Origin of the sequence: Streptomyces lydicus, from assembly GCF_000717345.1 — a bacterium.
Taxonomy (GTDB): domain Bacteria; phylum Actinomycetota; class Actinomycetes; order Streptomycetales; family Streptomycetaceae; genus Streptomyces; species Streptomyces lydicus.
Map to the genome: position 1 here is coordinate 1 of NZ_JNZA01000028.1, position 17434 is coordinate 17434.

Consider the following 17434-nt stretch of genomic DNA (forward strand, 5'->3'; position numbering starts at 1 on the left):
CAGCCGCAGCGTCAGCGAACGGGCGTAGGGGGTCAGGGCGTCGGTGACCTGCTGAGCCAGCTCCCGGGTGGGGACCAGGATCAGCGCCAGGGGCCGACGTGACTCGGCGCGCCGCCCGGCGATGCGGGCCAGCAGGGCCAGACCGAAGGCAAGCGTCTTGCCCGAACCCGTACGCCCGCGGCCCAGAACATCACGTCCGGCCAGCGAGTTCGGCAGCGTGGCGGCCTGGATCGGGAACGGGACCGTGACCCCTTCCGCGGTCAGCGACGCCAGCAGCGCGGACGGCATGTCCAGTTCCGCGAAGGTGTCGACCGGGGGCAGGGCGGGGGTGTTCGTGACGGGCAGGGCGAACTCTGCCGGCCGTGCGGCCGGACGGCGCCCCTTGCCGCCGGAGCGGTGCGCGGGCTGCGAGCGGTAGCCGCCGCGGCCGGAGCCGGCGGAGCGGGCGCGGGGTGAGCGGTCTTTCGAACGGACTGTGCGGTTCATGGAGAACCTTCCTCGATGCGGTACGTCGAGGAATTCCCGGCGGCCATGAGCCACAACGCAGAGAATCGCAAGAACGAACCGATGAACCGCTCGCGCGGCCGTTGCAGCACGCAACGGAAGTACGGAAAAGCAACGGGCTGGGGCCCGCACCCAAGGTGCGGGCCCCAGCCACGGCGTACGCGTGTCAGCGTCAGGCGGGAGTGATGTTCTCGGCCTGCGGGCCCTTCTGGCCCTGCGTGACGTCGAAGTTCACCTTCTGGCCCTCCTGCAGCTCACGGAAGCCCTGGGCGGCGATGTTCGAGTAGTGGGCGAAGACGTCAGCGCCGCCACCGTCCTGCTCGATGAAGCCGAAACCCTTTTCCGAGTTGAACCACTTCACGGTGCCAGTAGCCATGTCATATCTCCTTCGGGGCAGTGCCCGGAACCCACACCGTGTGGGCTCCGTGTCGCCGCGATGATTATCCCGTCGGAAATATTCCGGGAAATAGAAAAGCGCTCCCGCCGTGTACTACGGCGAGCGCACTTGAAGCCTTCGGGAACCACAACTGCAACTGAAAACGACGTTAGCACGACGCCGACGGCCCTGCACAGCGCATACGCCCGGAGCTTCCGAGAGGGTAAAAAATCCCTACCGCGCCCGTGGCCATTTCTGTCGTTGCGGCATTAGATATTCGACCTCGGTACCCGCCACAGTCCGGTGGGGAAACCCGGCCGGACCGCGGGGCCGCCGGGCGGCTCGCGGCGCGGCACGCCGGCGGACGCCGCAGCAGGCGCCTGGGGGGACGCCGTGCCAAGCCGACCGCACCGTCGGATTCTGTTACTGCAGCAGAGGGAAATCTGCGCTGACCGCGGTAGACACTCCCCCTTCTTACGGTTAGCGTTTCTTCCATAGACGACGAACCGCGAGAAGGAGAGGAGCAGGCACCATCAGGATCGCCCGGGTGGGGGCTCAGCCCGCTCGCTCGGGTACCGCAGGACCCGGATTGGACGGTGATCCACGGTCACGCAGCCAAGATCCCCGCACCCCCGCCCCTTCGGGCGCGCGTGCGGAAACAGAAGGCCGGCGCCCGGCGCCGGCAGATGGTGTTGAAAACCTCGGGGCCCTGGTGCCGTACGGCACCAGGGCCCCTCGACGCGCCCCATGAAGAGGTTCAATGACCCGACAGACCCCCGCACGCCCCACCGACAAGTTCGATGACGACGACTACCCCGCCTACACCATGGGCCGCGCCGCAGAGATGATCGGCACCACGCCCGCCTTTCTGCGGGCCGTCGGCGAAGCCCGCCTCATCGTTCCCCTGCGCTCCGAGGGCGGCCACCGCCGCTACTCCCGCTACCAGTTGCGTATCGCTGCCCGTGCCCGCGAACTCGTCGACCAGGGCACCCCGGTCGAGGCCGCCTGCCGCATCGTCATCCTTGAGGACCAGCTCGAAGAGGCCCAGCGCCTCAACGAAGAACTGCGCCGGCCCGCCGCCGGCCCCGGTCAGCCTCCCGGCGCCTGAACACCGTGTCGGCCGACGTCCCGTCCCCCGGAGCGGTCAGTGCGTGTGCCGCCGGTTCCGGGCCCGCCGGCGCAGGCCGTGCAGGCCGCCGGCCGCCATGGCGCGCACCGGGAGTTCGGGCAGCTCCGGCGGCGGGGCGGCGGGGACGGGCGCGGTGCGCCCGTAGCGCTTCGCCAGGGGGGCGGAGGTCAGGCCGTGGGCGAGGACACTGAGGAGCACGGTGATGCCGACCACCGGCACCAGGGTGCGCCTGTCGGGTCCGGACAGTTCCTCGATCGCCAGCAGGCCGAAGATGATCGAGGCCAGGCCGCGGGGGCCGAACCAGCCCACGAAGAGGACCGACCGGACGTCCAGACCGCTTCCGACCAGTGACAGCGCCACCGGCACCATCCGGACGACGGTCAGGCTCAGCACCGCGTAGAGCACGGCCTGCCAGGTGAGGGCGTCGAACACCGCCGGCAGCAGCAGCGCGCCGAAGACCAGCCACACCAGGACCGAGAGCAGCGAGGCGGACTGCTCGACGTAGAGCAGGACCCGCGGCGGGGCGCCGTGCGCGCTGCCGAAGGCCAGGCCCGCGAGGAAGGCGGCGACGAACCCGTTGCCGCCGAGCGCGAGGGCGGAGGTGTAGCCGAGGAGGGCCAGGGCCAGCACACCGGCGCCGGCGAAGTCCTCCGTCGCCCAGCCGGCGCGCAGCGCGGCCCGCAGCAGCAGGCCGGCCACCAGCCCGAGCGCCACGCCGTACGCCGCGCCGATGAGGAGCTCCACCACGGCCTGCCCGGAGGCGCCCGGCCCGGCCGTGCCTTCGGCGGCGGTGACACCGGCCAGGGCGAGCACCACGAACGGCGTGGCGATGCCGTCGTTCAGACCGCTCTCCACATTGATCAGCCGGCGGATCCGCGCCGGCACGTCGGGGTTCACCATCATCGTGGCGCCGAGCGCGGCGTCCGTCGGCGCGAGCGCGGCGCCGACGTACAGCGCGCCCCACCCCGACACCCCGGGCAGCAGGGCGGCCGCGAGGAGCGAGCCGAGTGCCATGCACAGCGGCAGTCCGACGCCCAGCAGCCGTACGCAGAGGCCGAGTTCGGGCCGCAGGGACCGGAAGGAGAGCCGCGCGGCGTCGGTGAAGAGGACCCAGACCAGGGTGATCTCCGCGAGCGCGGTGACCGTCTCGTGCGGCAGGGCGAGGTCCAGGACGCCGATGCCCTCGGCCAGCAGCAGGCCCGCCAGGACGAACGCGGCCGGCGCGGTGAGTTCGTAGCGCTCCATCCGCCGGGCGCACAGGCACCAGACGAACAACAGCAGCAGAACGAGGGAAAAGGTGCCGTCCACGGAGTCTCCAGGGCTTGGCCGCGCTGACGTCCGGCAGCCCACTCTCGGCCATCGGCAGACCGTACGGGCGCTGCCGGGAGGCCCGGGGACCGCCTTTCACACGGTTGGTCGACGCAGGCCGAGGCCGCCCGCCCCCGGACTGACGCATGATCATGCGGCGCTGGTACCGGAGGGGTTGGTGCGGCAGACTGGGAGCGGAGCCCGTCAGCGGGGGCGGGCCGCTCGGGGGAGTGCAGTCGATGAACCGCTTGATGTCCCTGCTGCTGGCCGCGGGGTACGCCATGGGCCAGGCGGTGTTCCTGTTCGCCTGCCACCCGGTGCGACTGCGCGCCGCCGGCGGCGGCCCCGGCCTCGTCCTGCACGACGTCCGGCTGTTCGGTCTGGATCTCGACGGCTTCTCGGTACAGGACACCGGCCGGGCCCAGGAGTGGGTCCCCCAGCTCGTCTTCCTCGTCCTGTGCTCCGTACTGACGTACGCGGTGCTCAGGTCCGCACCGCCGGACGCCCGGCCCCGGCTGCGGACGGTCCTGGCGCTGCTGGGGGCGGGCCTGCTGGCCGCGGGGGTCGCGGAGCTGGTCGGTCCGGCGCTGGACCCGCGCTCGCCGCTGCTGCTGCCCACCTCCGGCGAGTGGGTGGGCAGGGCGCAGGTGGCCGGGGCGACGGCCCTGCCCGAGCAGTACGCGCTGTGGTCGTGCTGGCTGCTGATGCCGTCCTGGGCGGCGGCGTGGCTGCTCCGGCGGTGGACACCCGTGCGGGTGCTGCTGGGGACGGCGGACGGCGCGGCCGGCGGGGCGGAGTCGCCGGCGCCGGGGTCAACGGTGCGACGGCGCGACGTGGTGTGCGCCGGGCTGATTCCGATGGTGCTGCTGGCCGTCGCCGGCGGGGCGGTCCTGCGGCACACGAACGTCCGGCAGCTGGACCAGTCGTCGAGCATCACCTTCGCCCCCGAACTCTGGCTCCCCTACCACCCGCCGGCCCTCGTCGACCGGTGGAGCGGCGTCCTCTACCCGGCGCTGCGGATGCGCCCGCTCGCCACGGAGGAGACCGCCGGGTGGCTGGCGACCCTGGTGGTCTGCCTGGTCTTCCTCGCGGTGCTGGCGGCGGCGCTGTACGCGGTGGTCCGGTGGGTGGAGGGACGGCACCCGGTACGCCTCTTCATGAACTGCTGGTACGCGACCGTGCTCGCCGCCGTCGCGGCCGCCCTCGTCGAGAGCGGCCTCCTGCAGGGGCCCTGGGCCGCCCCGCGCGAGGGGGCGGGCCCGATGGGCCTCGTCCGCCCCTTCGAGGCGGCCCTGGGCGACGCCGTCCGCTTCGGCGCCGTGTGGGGATGGGCGACGGGCGCCTGTTGCCTGGGCGTGGTCTGGGTGATGACGCGGCGGGGAGCCCGTACGCGGCCGAGGGTGCAAGAGGAGCAACTGAGCCATGCCGAGTAACCGACCGCGGGTCCGCACGTCCGGGGCGCTGACGCGCAAGAGCGTCAGCCGGGGCCGTGCGCGTCCGGCACCGGCGGATCCCCCGGACCGGCTGCGGCACCTCAAGAAGCCCGCCACCTGGCTGGCCGGCATCGTGCTGGCGGTGGCGGCGGTGACCTTCCAGGACGTGCTGGGCGGCACGGTGAAGGCGATCCTGCCGCTGGACCGGCTGCCGGACCGGCTCTCGCCGCAGGACGCGATCGACGTCGTCGAGGTCAAGGACGTCAAGGACACCGGCCGGTACGTGCTCCGCGGTGGCGCGGGCAAGGGCTTCGGCAAGGCCCTCCGGTCCGGCGACGCGTGGCGGCACCAGGCGGACGTCGTCGACGCCGGGGAGTCGGAGTGGATGGTCACCCTCCAGGGCCGGGCCGCCCAGCAGGTCCGGATCACCGACATCGTGCCGCAGCTGGTGGGCGGGAAGTGCGCGCCGCCGCTCCGCGGGGACCTGGTCCTGGCCCCGGGGCAGGGCGTGACGGACGTGATTCCGCTGGAGGTCACCATCGACGGCCCGATGCCCCGGCTCACGGCGTACACCAAGGGCGCGAAGAAGGGCGCACCGTACTTCACGGGCCCCGGGGCGAAGCAGATCACGCTGAACCAGAACGAGAGCGAGTCGTTCCTCATCCGGGCGTCGTCCGGGCGGGGCCACTGCCTGTGGCGCTACCGCGTCGAGTACCAGGTCGGCGGCGGCACCGCGTCGATGACGCTCAGCCGCGAGGGCGGCAAGCCGTTCGAGCTGACCGGTGAGCTGTCCGACGCGGGCGGCTACGGGTCCGTCTACTTCCCGTCCTTCACCTGTCTCTCCCCGTCCGGGCAGACCGCCGCCGGCAGGTGGTACCGGCAGACCGGCGCGGACTACGCCCGGGCCAGGAGCAGGAGCAAGGGCCGTCCCGTGCCCTGCCCGAAGGACTGAGCGCGGGGACGCCGGTTCAGGTCGCGACCGGCAGCGGGGCGTCGTGGCGCACCAGCCAGGCCCGGTACGCCTCGCTCGCCCAGGCGATCTCCATGTACGAGGAGGTCAGGTCAGCGAAGAGGTCGTCGGGGGCGGCGGCCGGGGTGCCGTCCTGGCGGCAGGCCATGAAGAGCCGGACGGCCAGCGGATCGCCGTGCAGCGGGCGGATGGCCATGCCGTGCCGGGAGCGGGCGGTGGGCTGGCAGGGGGTGACCACCTCGCCGGCCGTGACCAGGTCCACCGCGGTGAGGTAGTCGCCGTGCACGACCCGGGGGTTGATGCCGGCCGCGGCCCAGATCCGGCGCAATCCGGCCCATTCGCCGTCCACGGTCGGGTCGACCATCCACTGGTCGTCGGCTAGGTCGGCGACCCGGATGATCTCCTCGGCGGCCGCCGGATGGCTGTCCGACAGGGCGATGAACTGCGGTTCCCTGGCCAGGAGTTCATGGGCCACCAGGCCGTCGGGGATGCGCAGCGGCGCGCCCTCGACCTCGTGCACGAACGCCGCGTCGAGCTGCCCCATGGCGACCATGTGCAACAGGGCGTTGGCGGACACATCGGTCCGTATCGTGGTGTCCGTCTCCGGCAGGCGCACCCGTAGCCGGCGCAACCAGCCGGCGACCGCGGGGCTGTTGGTGCTGCCGATGTGCAGCCGGGCGCCCTGTTCGCGGTGCGAGGCGGAGGCCACCTCGTCGAGGAGGGCCCGCATTTCGGCCACTATGGGGCGGGCCCGGCACAGCACCGAGTGCCCCAGCGGGGTCGGCCGGCTGCCGGTCGGCTCGCGGAAGAAGAGCTGGCCGCCGAGCGCCTTTTCGATGCGGTGGAGTTGGGTCGTCAGGGAAGGCTGCGTCATGCCGAGCTGCCGGGCCGCCTTGCGTACGCTGCCGGAGTCCGCGATGGCGCACAATGCGCGAAGATGCCGTACCTCGAGCTCCACAACGGGAGCATAACGAGCACGGCATCCGTCACACCAGCCTCTCAAACCCGGCGGAACTCGCCTTTTTCGCAGGGGTATTGGCTGGTGCTATCGCCACCTAACATCTCCGTCCTCCGGGTGAACTCCGTCCAGACTCAACGGCACCAAGAAATCCGCAGGGCCCCGGTCGCCGCCCCACACGGCGACCGTACGGCCCTCGGAAATTAAGGAGCCCCCCACATGAGATCTCCTAAGACGGCGCTGTCGGCGGCGCTCGGTCTGGGCCTTGTCGCCGCGCTCGCAGCCGCGGCCCCGGTTTCGGCAGCTTCCCCCTCCTCCGGCAACTCCTCGCACAGCACCCGCGCTTCGATCGCGGCCTACAACGGCTCGGCGGCCGAGAAGGCCGACACCAAGGCGTTCTTCGAGGCCGTGATGAAGTCGGCGCGGGCCAAGATGAAGGCCGATCCGCACGCCGCCTCGGTCACCATCACCTACGACGCCAGTGCGGCCCCGTCGTTCAAGAGCCAGATAGCCGAGACCGCGTCGATCTGGAACAGCGCCGTGAAGAACGTGCAGCTGCACGAAGGCAGCGGCGGCGACTTCCAGTACAAGGAGGGCGACGACCCGCGGGGTTCGTACGCCAGCACCGACGGCCACGGCAAGGGCTTCGTCTTCCTGGACCACAAGCAGAACCAGGAGTACAACTCGACCCGCGTCACCGCGCACGAGACCGGCCACGTGCTGGGCCTGCCGGACCACTACGAGGGTCCGTGCAGCGAGCTGATGTCCGGCGGCGGCCCCGGCACGTCCTGCCAGAACACCCAGCCGGACGCGAACGAGCGCGCCAAGGTGGAGCAGCTCTGGGCCAACGGTCTGAAGGGCGTCCACTTCGGCAAGGTGGCGTGACGTACCTGCCGCCTCACGAGTTCGGCGGTGGCCCACGGTCCGGACCGGCCTGACCCCGGTCCGGACCCGGTGGGCCAAGGGCTGACGAGCACCGGAACCTGGCGGCCGGCTCTCGTATCCCCACCAGCCCTCGCATTTCCTGCGCCGCCCGTGCGGTGGGGCCCTCTCCGGGCCCCACCGCTTTCGTGTGCCGTCCCGCGGCGCCGACCGCTCAGCCCCAGAGCGCCTGGCCGGCGGCGACGCCGGCGAACGCGGCCGCGAGCCCGATCAGTACGCTCCCGACGACGTTCGCCACCGCATAGCCCCGGGCGCCGTCCGCCGCCAGCCGGAGCGTCTCGTACGAGAAGGTCGAGTACGTCGTCAGCGCCCCGCACAGCCCGGTCCCGATCAGCAGCTGGAGCTGCGCGGACGCGGCGCCGGCGGTCACCGCGCCGGCCAGCAGGCCGAGGATCAGCGACCCGGCGGCGTTGACCGCGAACGTCCCCCAGGGGAACACGGTGTCGTGCCGGGACTGCACAAAGCGGTCGGTGAGAAAGCGCAGCGGCGCCCCGACCATGGCACCGGCCACCACCAGCAGCCAGTTCACCCGCGCCCGCCCTCGCCCCCGTCCGGACCGCCGGCGTCCGGGGCCCGGTGGGCGATCATCTCGCACCGGTCGAGGGTCACCAGGCCGCCGCCGGCGAGGAGTTCGTCGAGCTGCGGCAGGAAGCCCCGGACCCGCTCCTCGGCGTCGACGACGACGATCGCCACCGGCAGCTCCTCGCTCAGCGACAGCAGCCGCTGGGTGTGGACGACGGAGCCGGCGCCGAAGCCCTCGATGCCGCGGAAGACGCTGGCGCCGGCGAGCCCGGCCGCGCGGGCGCGGTGCACGATCTCGGCGTACAGGGGCCGGTGGTGCCACACGTCCTGTTCGCCGATCAGGACCGTGAGCCGCAGTGCGGGGGCGCCGCCGGGCGCGGGTACGTCGGGTGTCATGCGGTCCGCCGCCTCAGTTCGAGAAGTGCACGGGTCATGGCCACCGCGCCCCACACGGCCGCGAGCGCGGCCAGCAGGGTGCCCGCGAGGTACGCCAGCGCGAGCGCCGGCTGCCGGTGGCCGGCCAGCCGCTGGATGTCGACCGCGTAGGTGGAGAAGGTGGTGAAGCCGCCGAGGATGCCGGTGCCGAGGAAGGGGCGCAGCAGCCGGTGGGGTGCGCCGGCCTCGGTGATCAGCGCCATCAGGACGCCCATCAGCGCGCAGCCGACGGTGTTGACGGCCAGGATCGTCCAGGGGAAGGCACCGGGGGCCGTCGGCCAGAGGAGCGAGGCGCCGTAACGGGCCGTCGCGCCGATCGCGCCGCCCGCGGACACCGCGCCGATCACCGGCCACTGGCCCTGCCAGGGCGCGGGTCGGCGGGCTCGCTGTTCCATAGGACTCCCGAGATCATCGGCGCCCTCAGGCTATCCCTGGCGGTTTGACACCGTCAAACATGGGATGTTCCCATCACCGGTGGAATCAATAGGAGGAGACCGTGCCGCTGCGCAGCACCGCCCGCACCAACCTGGTGGACCTGGTCATCGAGCAGATGGAGAGCCTGATCGCGGACGGCGAGTGGGAGGTGGGGACGAAGATCCCCGCCGAACCGGTGCTCGTGGAGCGGCTCTCGGTGGGCCGCAACACCGTCCGCGAGGCGGTCCGCGCCCTGGTGCACACTGGGCTGCTGGAGCCGCGCCAGGGCGACGGCACCTACGTCCGCGCCCGCAGCGGCTTCGGTGCCGCCGTGCAGCGCAGGCTGCGGCGGGCCGGTGACCTGGAGACGTTCGAGGTGCGGGCCTCGCTGGAGCGCGATGCCGCGCGCCATGCCGCCCTGCGCCGTACCGACGAGGACCTCGCCGCGCTGCGCGCCGCGCTGGCCGAGCGGGCCCGCGCATGGCAGAGCGGCGACCTGACCGCCTTCGTCGACGCGGACCTGGACTTCCACCGCACCATCGCCGCCGCGGCCCACAACAGCGTCCTCGCCGAGCTGTACGCGCACCTCAGCGACGCCCTGCGCGCCACGCTCCGGTCCGTCATCGGCGCCCCCGTCCCCGATTCCGTACGCAATCAGTACGAGGCGCACGAGGCCATCGTCGACGCCATCGAGGCGCGGGACGCGGACGCCGCCGAGCGGGCGGCGCTGGCGCATCTGGCCGAGGGCATGGCGGCCCTGCGCGCCGGCGCCGAGGACGGCGACGGACCGGACCGCGCGACGGGGGTCCAGGAGTGACACCGAACCAAACCACGACCTACGCGGCGGACGCCCCGGCAGCGGCCGCCGCGACGCCGGCCACCGGCACGGGAGGGCGCCGCGCCCTGTACGCCGGCACCGGCGTCGTCCTGCTGGCGCTGAACCTGCGCCCGGCGCTGGTCGCCGTCTCCCCGCTCGCCGGCACCATCCGCGACGCCAGCGGGATGTCGGCCGCCGCGACGAGCCTGCTCACCGCGCTGCCGCTGCTCTGCTTCGGCCTGCTGGCGCCCCTCGCGCCGCGGCTGGGGCGGCGCTTCGGCATGGAGCGGTCCCTGCTCGGCACGATGGCGCTGATCTGCCTGGGCACCGCGCTGCGGCTGCTGGATTCGGTCGTGGCGCTGTTCGCCGGGACGGTCGTGATCGGCGCGGGGATAGCCGTCGCCAACGTCCTGCTGCCCGGCCTGATCAAGCGGGACTTCCCCGCCAGGACCGGGCTGATGACCGGCCTGTACTCCATGTCGCTGTTCGGCGGCGCCGCCCTGGCGGCCGGCGTCACGGTGCCCGTGCAGCAGGCCACCGGCCTCAGCTGGCAGACCACTCTCGCCTGTTGGGGCGGGCTCGCGGTGCTGGCGCTGCTCTTCTGGCTGCCGCGGGCCGGCCGTCGTACGCGGGTGGCGCGGGCCGCCGCCCAGGAGGCGGCGCACCCGGTGCGCGGGCTGTGGCGCGATCCGCTGGCCTGGCAGGTCACCGGCTACATGGGCCTCCAGTCGCTGAGTTACTACGCGGCCGCCGCCTGGCTGCCGACGATGCTCACCGACGCCGGGATGAGCGCCGGCGACGCGGGCTGGATGCTGTCCTTCTCCTCGCTGCTGGGCATCGCGGGCTCGTTCCTCGCCCCGGTCGTCGTCGGGCGGCGGCTGCCGGCCGGGGTGCTGGCGGCCGTCGGGGCGCTGTTGTGCGCGGCCGCCTTCACCGGTGTCCTGCTCGCGCCGGCCGAGGGCGCCTACCTGTGGATGGTGCTGCTCGGCCTCGGCCAGGGGGCGGCGATCAGCCTGGCGCTGCTGTTCATCGTCCAGCGCGCCCCGGACGCCCGGCACACCGCGCAGCTCTCCAGCACGGCCCAGTGCTTCGGTTACGTCCTCGCCGCCACCGGCCCGGCCGTGCTGGGCGCGGTGCACGACGCCTCGGGCAGCTGGACGGTGCCGCTGGCCGTGCTGCTGGCACTGCTGCTCCCGCAGGTCGCGGCCGGGTGGGGCGCGGCGCGCCCGCGGCACGTCAGGGGCCGGTAGGGAGCCGGCCGGTCACCGCGGGCCCGGCATGATCCGCAAGACCCGGCCTAGAGCCAGCCGTTCCGCTTGAAGCCGCGGTGGATCACCCAGCAGGCGACCACGGTCAGCACCATCACCAGCGGATAGCCGAAGGTCCAGTGCTTCTCCGGCATGTACTCGAAGTTCATGCCGTACACGCCGCAGACCATGGTCGGCACGGCCAGGATCGCGACCCAGGCACTGATTTTGCGCATGTCCTCGTTCTGGGCGACGGTGACCTGCGCGAGATGGGCCTGGAGTATGGAGTTGAGCAGTTCGTCGAAGGCGGTGATCTGCTCGGTGACCCGGTCGAGGTGGTCGGCGACGTCCCGGAAGTACGTCTTGATCCGGGGGTCGACCTGCCGCATCGGCTGCGTCGCCAGCTCCTGCATCGGCCGGTCCAACGGGGCGACCGCGCGCCGAAGTTCGAGCAGTTCGCGCTTGAGCTGGTAGATCCGGCCGGCCCCGCCGCTGCCGCGTACGGAGAAGACCTCGCTCTCGACGTCGTCGATGTCGTCCTGGACGGCGGCCGTGACGTCCAGGTAGTCGTCCACGACGAGGTCGGCGATGGCGTGCAGCACGGCGGACGGGCCGAGCGCCAGCTGCTCGGGCTCGCACTCCAGTTGCTCCCGCAGCGGGCCCAGCGAGCCGTGCCCGCCGTGCCGAACGGTGATCACGAAGTCGGTGCCGGTGAAGACCATGATCTCGCCGGTCTCCACGACCTCGCTGGTGTCGGTCAGCTGGTCGTGCTCGACGTAGCGGACGGTCTTGAAGACCGTGAACAGCGAGCCGTCGTACGTCTCCAGCTTGGGCCGCTGATGGGCGTGCACGGCGTCCTCGACGGCGAGCGGATGCAGCCCGAACAGCTCGACGATTCCGGAGAATTCCTTCTCGGACGGCTCGTGCAGCCCGATCCAGACGAATCCCCGGCCCGCCTCGCGGACCCGGCGTATCGCCACATCGGCCGGGTGGTTGCCGTCCTGCCGCACCCCGTCCACGTAGACAGCGCAGTTCACCACGGCGGTGCCGAGCGGCGAACGCGCCGGGTGGCTGAGGTCGACTCCCCGGGTGCGCGGCTGCGGCAGCCGGACGGCCTTACGGAGGTTACTGATCACCGACACCCGGCCAGTATGGCTGCTGCCCGGCCGCGAACGGTATGCCAAAGGGGCTGTTTTTCCGCAGACGGCTCCCGCCGGGCGGCTTCCGGCGGCGGCTTCCGGCGGGCCGCTGTGCGGGGACGGGCCCCGTTCGCGGGGGGGCCGTCAGCCCACCGGGGCCGGCTGCCGCTCCGCCGCCCGGTCCGCGTCACCCTGCGGCACCGCCCTGTCCGCCTCCGCCGCCGCATGCTGCGTACGCGCCCGGCGCGGCAGCAGGAACAGCAGGCCGAAGACGAGGACCAGGCCGGCCGAGACCCACCACAGCGCGTGGACCGTGGCGTCGACGAACGAGGCTCCCGCCGCGGCGCCGCCCGGCCGGCCCGGGTCGCCGGTGACCCCGAAGAAGGCCACCGAGGACAGCCCCAGGCCGAGCGCCATGCCCAGCTGGCCGGTGGTGTTGAAGATCCCGGACGCCGAGCCGGAGTGCTCCGCCGGTACGTCGGAGATCGCCGCATCGGTGAGGGGGGCGACGATCAGCCCCATACCGGCCCCCATCAGCACCATCGCCGGCACCATCTGGAGGGACGTCATGGCGGTGCCCTGCCGCCCGGCCTGCCAGAGGTAGAGCAGCGCACCGGCCAGCATGATCAGCGCGCCCGCCTGCAGCACCTTCCGGCCGAAGCGCGGCACCAGCTTCTGCACGGACATCCCGGCCGCGGCCGAGCAGGCCAGCGAGAACGGCACCCCGGTCAGTCCCGCGTGCAGCGGGCCCCAGCCCAGGCCCAGCTGCATGTAGAGCGTCCAGATCAGGAAGAACAGGCCGCTGACCGCGCCGAACGTCAGCTGCACGCCGGCCCCCGCCGCGAAGGTCCGGACCCGGAAGAGGGAGAGCTCGACCAGCGGCGAGCCGTCCTTGCGGGCCTTGGCGCGCTCGTAGCGCACGAAGAGCGCCAGGACCACCGGGCTCAGGGCCATCGAGACGAAACCCCACAGCGGCCAGCCGGACTCCCGGCCCTGGGTGAGCGGGTAGAGCAGCATCAGCAGGCCCGCGGTGGCCAGCGCGGTGCCGACGAGGTCGAGGCGCAGCGCCTCCGGGGACCGGGACTCGGTGAGGAAACGGCGGCCGAGCAGGATGCCGGCGATCCCGACCGGCAGGTTGATCAGGAAGATCGGGCGCCAGCCGAGGCCGAAGAGGTCACCCTCGGTGAGCAGGGCGCCGATCAGCGGGCCGCAGACCGCGCCCAGGCCGATCACCGCGCCGAACATGCCGAAGACCTTGCCGCGCTCGTGCGCGGGGAAGCTGACGTGGATGATCGCCAGCACCTGCGGCACCATCAGCGCGGCCATCGCGCCCTGCAGCACCCGCGCACCGACCAGCATCCCCGGCGTCGCGGCGAACCCGCACAGCGCCGAGGCGACGGTGAACCCGGCCATGCCGAGCAGGAAGACCCGCCTGCGGCCGTGGATGTCCCCGAGCCGGCCGCCGGTGATCAGGCCGAGGGCGAACGCGAGCGCGTAGCCGGCGGTGACCCATTGCAGGGCGCTGAAGGTGGCGCCGGTCTCCTGCTGGATGCGCGGCAGGGCGATGTTGACGATGGTCGCGTCGACCAGGTCCATGAAACTGGCCGTGAGGACGACGGCGAGCGCGATCCAGCGTCTGCGGTCGGCCGCGGCGGGGGCCACGGGGACGGTCGTGGGCATGGGTTCTCTCCAAGGGCTGTGGTGTGCGACGCCGTCGACGTTAGGCGGGATATAGGACAGCCCCGGTCCTACTGGGAGAGGCATCATCGGCGCCATGAGTGAGACGTCGGCACGACTGCTGAATCTGTTGTCCCTGCTCCAGACCCCCCGCGAATGGCCCGGCAGCGAGCTGGCCGGCCGGCTCGGGGTCACCTCCCGCACGATCCGCCGCGACATCGAGCGGCTGCGCGACCTGGGGTATCCGGTGCACGCCACGATGGGCGCCGACGGCGGCTACCGGCTGGCGGCGGGCACCGCGATGCCGCCGCTGCTGCTGGACGACGAGGAGGCGGTGGCCATCGCGGTCGGGCTGCGCTCGGCGGCCGGGCACACCATCGAGGGCATCGAGGAGGCGTCCGTACGGGCGCTGGCCAAGCTGGAACAGGTGCTGCCGGCCCGGCTGCGGCGCCGGGTGGGCACCCTCGGCACGGCCACCGTCCCGCTGCCGGCCGGCGACGGCCCGACCGTCGACCCGGAACATCTGACGGTACTCGCCGCGGCCATCGCCAATCACGAGCGGCTGCGCTTCGGCTATCAGGCGGGCGCCGGCACCCGCAGCAAACGCCTGGTGGAACCGCACCGGCTGGTGGCGGCGGGCCGCCGCTGGTACCTGGTGGCATACGACAACGACCGCGAGGACTGGCGGATCTTCCGGGTGGACCGGCTGAGCGAGCCGTTCCCCACCGGGGTACGGACCCCGCCGCGCGAGCTGCCGGCCGCCGACGCGGGCGCCTACGTCCGGGAGCGGATGCAGGGCACGGCGGCGTCGCACCGCGCGGTGGCCACGGTGTACGCCCCCGCCGCGGAGGTGGCCGGCCGGCTGGGCGGACCGGCGGCGGGCGAGGTCGAGCCGCTCGACGAGGCGTCCTGCCGCTGGCACAGCAGGCCCGATTCGCTGGAGTGGCTGGCCGTGCGGCTGACGCTGCTGGGGCACGAGTTCACGGTGCACGAGCCGGCCGAGCTGACCGCGTATCTGCGGGCGCTGGGCGGGCGGGCGAGCCGGGCGGCGGACCGGGGCGCGCCCGGCGGACCGGCCGCGGACCCGGAACAGGCACCGTGACGGAATACCCCTAGGGGGTATATGGTTCTCGCCAGGGAACGCGCACTCGCACCACGCACTGGCAGCATGAGTCGCAGTACACCGAGGAGCACTGATGACCACCGCGATCGGCGAGCACGGCATCGAGCTGGAGATCGGCGGGATGACCTGCGCCTCGTGCGCCGCCCGCATCGAGAAGAAGCTCAACCGCATGGAGGGCGTCACCGCCACCGTCAACTACGCCACCGAGAAGGCGCAGGTGGCGGTCGCGGCCGGCAGCGGCGTACGGACGGCGGACCTGATCGCCACCGTCGAGAAGACCGGCTACACCGCCGGCGTGCCCGAGCCGCCGGCGCCCGCCCCGGCCGCCGGGGAGACCCCCGGCGAGGCGGCCGGCGACGCCCTCGCCCCGCTCCGGCAGCGCCTGCTGATCTCCGTGGCCCTGTCCGTGCCGGTGATCCTGCTGTCGATGGTGCCCCCGCTCCAGTTCACCTACTGGCAGTGGCTGTCGCTGACCCTGGCCGCCCCGGTGGTGGCGTACGGGGCCTGGCCGTTCCACAGGGCCGCCTGGACGAACCTGCGGCACGGCGCCGCCACGATGGACACCCTGATCTCGATGGGCACCCTGGCGGCGCTCGGCTGGTCGGTGTGGGCCCTGTTCCTGGGCCACGCGGGCATGCCGGGGATGACCCACCCGTTCGAGCTGACCATCGGCCGCACCGACGGCAGCAGCGCCATCTACCTGGAGGCCGCGGCCGGCGTCACCACGTTCGTCCTGGCCGGCCGCTACTTCGAGGCGCGCGCCAAGCGGAAGGCCGGCGCGGCGCTGCGGGCGCTGATGGAGCTGGGGGCCAAGGACGTCGCCGTCCTGCGGGACGGCCGGGAAATCCGGGTGCCCACGGGCGAACTGCGCGCCGGCGACCGGTTCGTGGTGCGCCCCGGGGAGAAGATCGCCACCGACGGCACGGTGGTGGAGGGCTCCTCCGCGGTGGACGCCTCGATGCTCACCGGCGAGTCCGTCCCGGTGGAGGTCTCCCCCGGCGACACCGTCACCGGTGCCACCGTCAACGCGGGCGGCCGGCTGGTCGTCGAGGCCACCCGGGTCGGCGCGGACACCCAACTCGCCCGTATGGCGCGGCTGGTGGAGGAGGCGCAGAACGGGAAGGCCGCGGCGCAGCGGCTCGCCGACCGGATCTCCGCGGTCTTCGTCCCGATCGTGATCGCGCTCGCCCTCGGCACGCTCGGCTACTGGCTCGTGACCGGCGCCGGCGCGGTGGCCGCTTTCACCGCGGCCGTCGCCGTGCTGATCATCGCCTGCCCGTGCGCGCTGGGACTGGCCACCCCCACCGCCCTGATGGTGGGCACGGGCCGGGGCGCGCAGCTCGGCATCCTGCTCAAGGGCCCCGAGGTACTGGAGTCGACCCGCAAGGCCGACACCGTCGTCCTGGACAAGACCGGCACGGTCACCACCGGCGTGATGACGCTGACCGAGGTGCACGTCGCCGACGGCGTCGAGGAGGCGCAGGTGCTGCGACTGGCCGGCGCGCTGGAGCACGCCTCCGAGCACCCGGTCGCCCGCGCCGTCGCCGCCGGCGCCGCCGCCCGTACGGGCGCCGCGCTGCCCACCCCCGAGGACTTCGCGAACGTTCCCGGCCTCGGCGTCCAGGGAGTGGTCGAGGGGCACGCCGTCCTGGTGGGCCGCGAGCAGCTGCTGAACGACTGGAGCCAGTCGCTCCCGTCCGGGCTGGCGGCCGCCAAGGCCGCGGCGGAGGCCGAGGGCCGCACGGCGGTGACGGTGGGCTGGGACGGCGCGGCGCGCGCGGTGCTGGTCGTCTCCGACGCGGTCAAGCCGACCAGCGCCGAGGCGGTGCGCCGGCTGCGCGCGCTGGGCCTGACGCCGGTGCTGCTGACCGGCGACAACAAGGCCGTCGCGGAGGCGGTCGCCGCCGAGGTCGGCATCGACGAGGTGATCGCCGAGGTGCTCCCCGAGGACAAGGTCGCCGTCGTCGAACGGCTGCAGGCCGAGGGCCGCTCGGTCGCCATGGTCGGCGACGGCGTCAACGACGCGGCCGCGCTGGCCCGCGCCGACCTGGGCCTGGCGATGGGCACCGGCACCGACGCCGCCATCGAGGCCGGCGACCTCACCCTCGTACGGGGCGACCTGCGCGCCGCGGCGGACGCCATCCGGCTGGCCCGGGCCACCCTCGGCACCATCAGGGGCAACCTGTTCTGGGCCTTCGGCTACAACGTGGCCGCGCTGCCGCTGGCCGCCGCCGGGCTGCTCAACCCGATGATCGCCGGGGCCGCCATGGCCTTCTCCTCGGTCTTCGTCGTCGGCAACAGCCTGCGGCTGCGCCGCTTCAAGCCGCTGGCCGGCGCCGGGGCACGCGGCTGACCCGCACCGACAGGGGTCTGCCCGCACTGGCACCTGTCTCCAGTTCTGGAGCCGGAACATTGGCAGATCGCTCACCCGCCGGCCGCG

General features: G+C 73.1%; 17 protein-coding genes. 8 read left to right on the top strand and 9 right to left on the bottom strand.

All coding sequences use genetic code 11. From position 1 onward, the window contains the following. Positions 1-486: DEAD/DEAH box helicase (locus tag OO62_RS24750; protein ID WP_033269771.1), on the bottom strand; the 486-nt coding region annotated here is incomplete at its 3' end. A 190-nt stretch (positions 487-676) separates the two neighbouring features. Then, positions 677-880: a cold-shock protein gene (locus OO62_RS24755; RefSeq protein ID WP_033269772.1), complete on the bottom strand. Its 204-nt coding sequence runs from the start codon at positions 878-880 to the stop codon at positions 677-679. A 760-nt stretch (positions 881-1640) separates the two neighbouring features. On the opposite strand from OO62_RS24755, the gene OO62_RS24760 reads away from it, so the two are divergent. Beyond that, the gene (locus tag OO62_RS24760; RefSeq protein WP_033269773.1) at positions 1641-1988 is read left to right on the top strand and encodes a MerR family transcriptional regulator; all 348 of its coding nucleotides are present in this window, start codon (positions 1641-1643) and stop codon (positions 1986-1988) included. Between the two features lie 36 nt (positions 1989-2024). Here the strand turns inward: OO62_RS24760 and OO62_RS24765 are convergent, their stop codons facing one another. Beyond that, positions 2025-3317 carry a cation:proton antiporter gene (locus OO62_RS24765; protein ID WP_033269774.1) on the bottom strand — a complete coding sequence of 431 codons (1293 nt, stop codon included), beginning with the start codon at positions 3315-3317 and terminating at the stop codon, positions 2025-2027. Positions 3318-3556: 239 nt separating this feature from the next. On the opposite strand from OO62_RS24765, the gene OO62_RS24770 reads away from it, so the two are divergent. Together OO62_RS24770 and OO62_RS24775 are read left to right on the top strand one after the other, a co-directional pair. Next, the gene (locus tag OO62_RS24770; protein ID WP_129322869.1) at positions 3557-4750 is read left to right on the top strand and encodes a hypothetical protein; all 1194 of its coding nucleotides are present in this window, start codon (positions 3557-3559) and stop codon (positions 4748-4750) included. Further along, entirely contained in the window at positions 4740-5702 is a 963-nt protein-coding gene (locus OO62_RS24775; protein ID WP_033269775.1) for a hypothetical protein, read from the top strand. The genes OO62_RS24770 and OO62_RS24775 overlap by 11 nt, the downstream gene beginning before the upstream one ends. A 16-nt stretch (positions 5703-5718) precedes the next feature. On the opposite strand, the gene OO62_RS24780 is transcribed toward OO62_RS24775, so the two are convergent. Further along, positions 5719-6678, bottom strand: coding sequence for a LysR family transcriptional regulator (locus OO62_RS24780; protein ID WP_033269776.1), 960 nt, complete (start codon positions 6676-6678; stop codon positions 5719-5721). A 219-nt stretch (positions 6679-6897) separates the two neighbouring features. On the opposite strand from OO62_RS24780, the gene snpA reads away from it, so the two are divergent. Then, positions 6898-7563 carry a snapalysin gene (snpA, locus tag OO62_RS24785; RefSeq protein ID WP_033269777.1) on the top strand — a complete coding sequence of 222 codons (666 nt, stop codon included), beginning with the start codon at positions 6898-6900 and terminating at the stop codon, positions 7561-7563. 211 nt (positions 7564-7774) lie between these two features. Here snpA and crcB read toward each other — a convergent pair whose 3' ends face one another. The 3 genes from crcB to OO62_RS24800 are packed head-to-tail and all read right to left on the bottom strand — an operon-like array spanning position 7775 to position 8972. Beyond that, positions 7775-8149: a fluoride efflux transporter CrcB gene (gene crcB, locus OO62_RS24790; RefSeq protein WP_033269778.1), complete on the bottom strand. Its 375-nt coding sequence runs from the start codon at positions 8147-8149 to the stop codon at positions 7775-7777. Further along, a complete protein-coding gene (locus OO62_RS24795) occupies positions 8146-8538 on the bottom strand; it encodes a DUF190 domain-containing protein (protein ID WP_033269779.1) in 393 nt (130 codons plus the stop codon). Before OO62_RS24795 ends, crcB begins: the two co-directional genes overlap by 4 nt. Continuing rightward, positions 8535-8972 carry a fluoride efflux transporter FluC gene (locus OO62_RS24800; RefSeq protein WP_033269780.1) on the bottom strand — a complete coding sequence of 146 codons (438 nt, stop codon included), beginning with the start codon at positions 8970-8972 and terminating at the stop codon, positions 8535-8537. Before OO62_RS24800 ends, OO62_RS24795 begins: the two co-directional genes overlap by 4 nt. A gap of 101 nt (positions 8973-9073) precedes the next feature. Here OO62_RS24800 and OO62_RS24805 point away from each other — a divergent pair, with 101 nt between their 5' ends. Together OO62_RS24805 and OO62_RS24810 are read left to right on the top strand one after the other, a co-directional pair. After that, entirely contained in the window at positions 9074-9808 is a 735-nt protein-coding gene (locus OO62_RS24805; protein ID WP_033269781.1) for a FadR/GntR family transcriptional regulator, read from the top strand. Continuing rightward, the gene (locus OO62_RS24810; protein WP_051733565.1) at positions 9805-11058 is read left to right on the top strand and encodes a CynX/NimT family MFS transporter; all 1254 of its coding nucleotides are present in this window, start codon (positions 9805-9807) and stop codon (positions 11056-11058) included. Before OO62_RS24805 ends, OO62_RS24810 begins: the two co-directional genes overlap by 4 nt. A 47-nt stretch (positions 11059-11105) precedes the next feature. Here OO62_RS24810 and OO62_RS24815 read toward each other — a convergent pair whose 3' ends face one another. Together OO62_RS24815 and OO62_RS24820 are read right to left on the bottom strand one after the other, a co-directional pair. Then, positions 11106-12191, bottom strand: coding sequence for a magnesium and cobalt transport protein CorA (locus OO62_RS24815; protein WP_033269782.1), 1086 nt, complete (start codon positions 12189-12191; stop codon positions 11106-11108). A gap of 147 nt (positions 12192-12338) precedes the next feature. Next, a complete protein-coding gene (locus OO62_RS24820; RefSeq protein ID WP_051733566.1) occupies positions 12339-13874 on the bottom strand; it encodes an MFS transporter in 1536 nt (511 codons plus the stop codon). 94 nt (positions 13875-13968) lie between these two features. Between OO62_RS24820 and OO62_RS24825 the strand changes: the two genes are divergently transcribed. Then, a complete protein-coding gene (locus OO62_RS24825) occupies positions 13969-14973 on the top strand; it encodes a helix-turn-helix transcriptional regulator (RefSeq protein WP_033269783.1) in 1005 nt (334 codons plus the stop codon). Positions 14974-15067: 94 nt separating this feature from the next. Beyond that, positions 15068-17347 carry a heavy metal translocating P-type ATPase gene (locus OO62_RS24830; protein WP_106974895.1) on the top strand — a complete coding sequence of 760 codons (2280 nt, stop codon included), beginning with the start codon at positions 15068-15070 and terminating at the stop codon, positions 17345-17347. Positions 17348-17434 lie beyond the last annotated feature (87 nt).

Coding starts and splice junctions, on each gene's coding strand:
- OO62_RS24755 (WP_033269772.1), bottom strand. CDS start 880: ATGGCTACTGGCACCGTGAAGTGGTTCAACTCGGAAAAGGGTTTCGGC.
- OO62_RS24760 (WP_033269773.1), top strand. CDS start 1,641: ATGACCCGACAGACCCCCGCACGCCCCACCGACAAGTTCGATGACGAC.
- OO62_RS24770 (WP_129322869.1), top strand. CDS start 3,557: ATGAACCGCTTGATGTCCCTGCTGCTGGCCGCGGGGTACGCCATGGGC.
- OO62_RS24775 (WP_033269775.1), top strand. CDS start 4,740: ATGCCGAGTAACCGACCGCGGGTCCGCACGTCCGGGGCGCTGACGCGC.
- snpA (WP_033269777.1), top strand. CDS start 6,898: ATGAGATCTCCTAAGACGGCGCTGTCGGCGGCGCTCGGTCTGGGCCTT.
- OO62_RS24795 (WP_033269779.1), bottom strand. CDS start 8,538: ATGACACCCGACGTACCCGCGCCCGGCGGCGCCCCCGCACTGCGGCTC.
- OO62_RS24800 (WP_033269780.1), bottom strand. CDS start 8,972: ATGGAACAGCGAGCCCGCCGACCCGCGCCCTGGCAGGGCCAGTGGCCG.
- OO62_RS24820 (WP_051733566.1), bottom strand. CDS start 13,874: ATGCCCACGACCGTCCCCGTGGCCCCCGCCGCGGCCGACCGCAGACGC.
- OO62_RS24825 (WP_033269783.1), top strand. CDS start 13,969: ATGAGTGAGACGTCGGCACGACTGCTGAATCTGTTGTCCCTGCTCCAG.
- OO62_RS24830 (WP_106974895.1), top strand. CDS start 15,068: ATGACCACCGCGATCGGCGAGCACGGCATCGAGCTGGAGATCGGCGGG.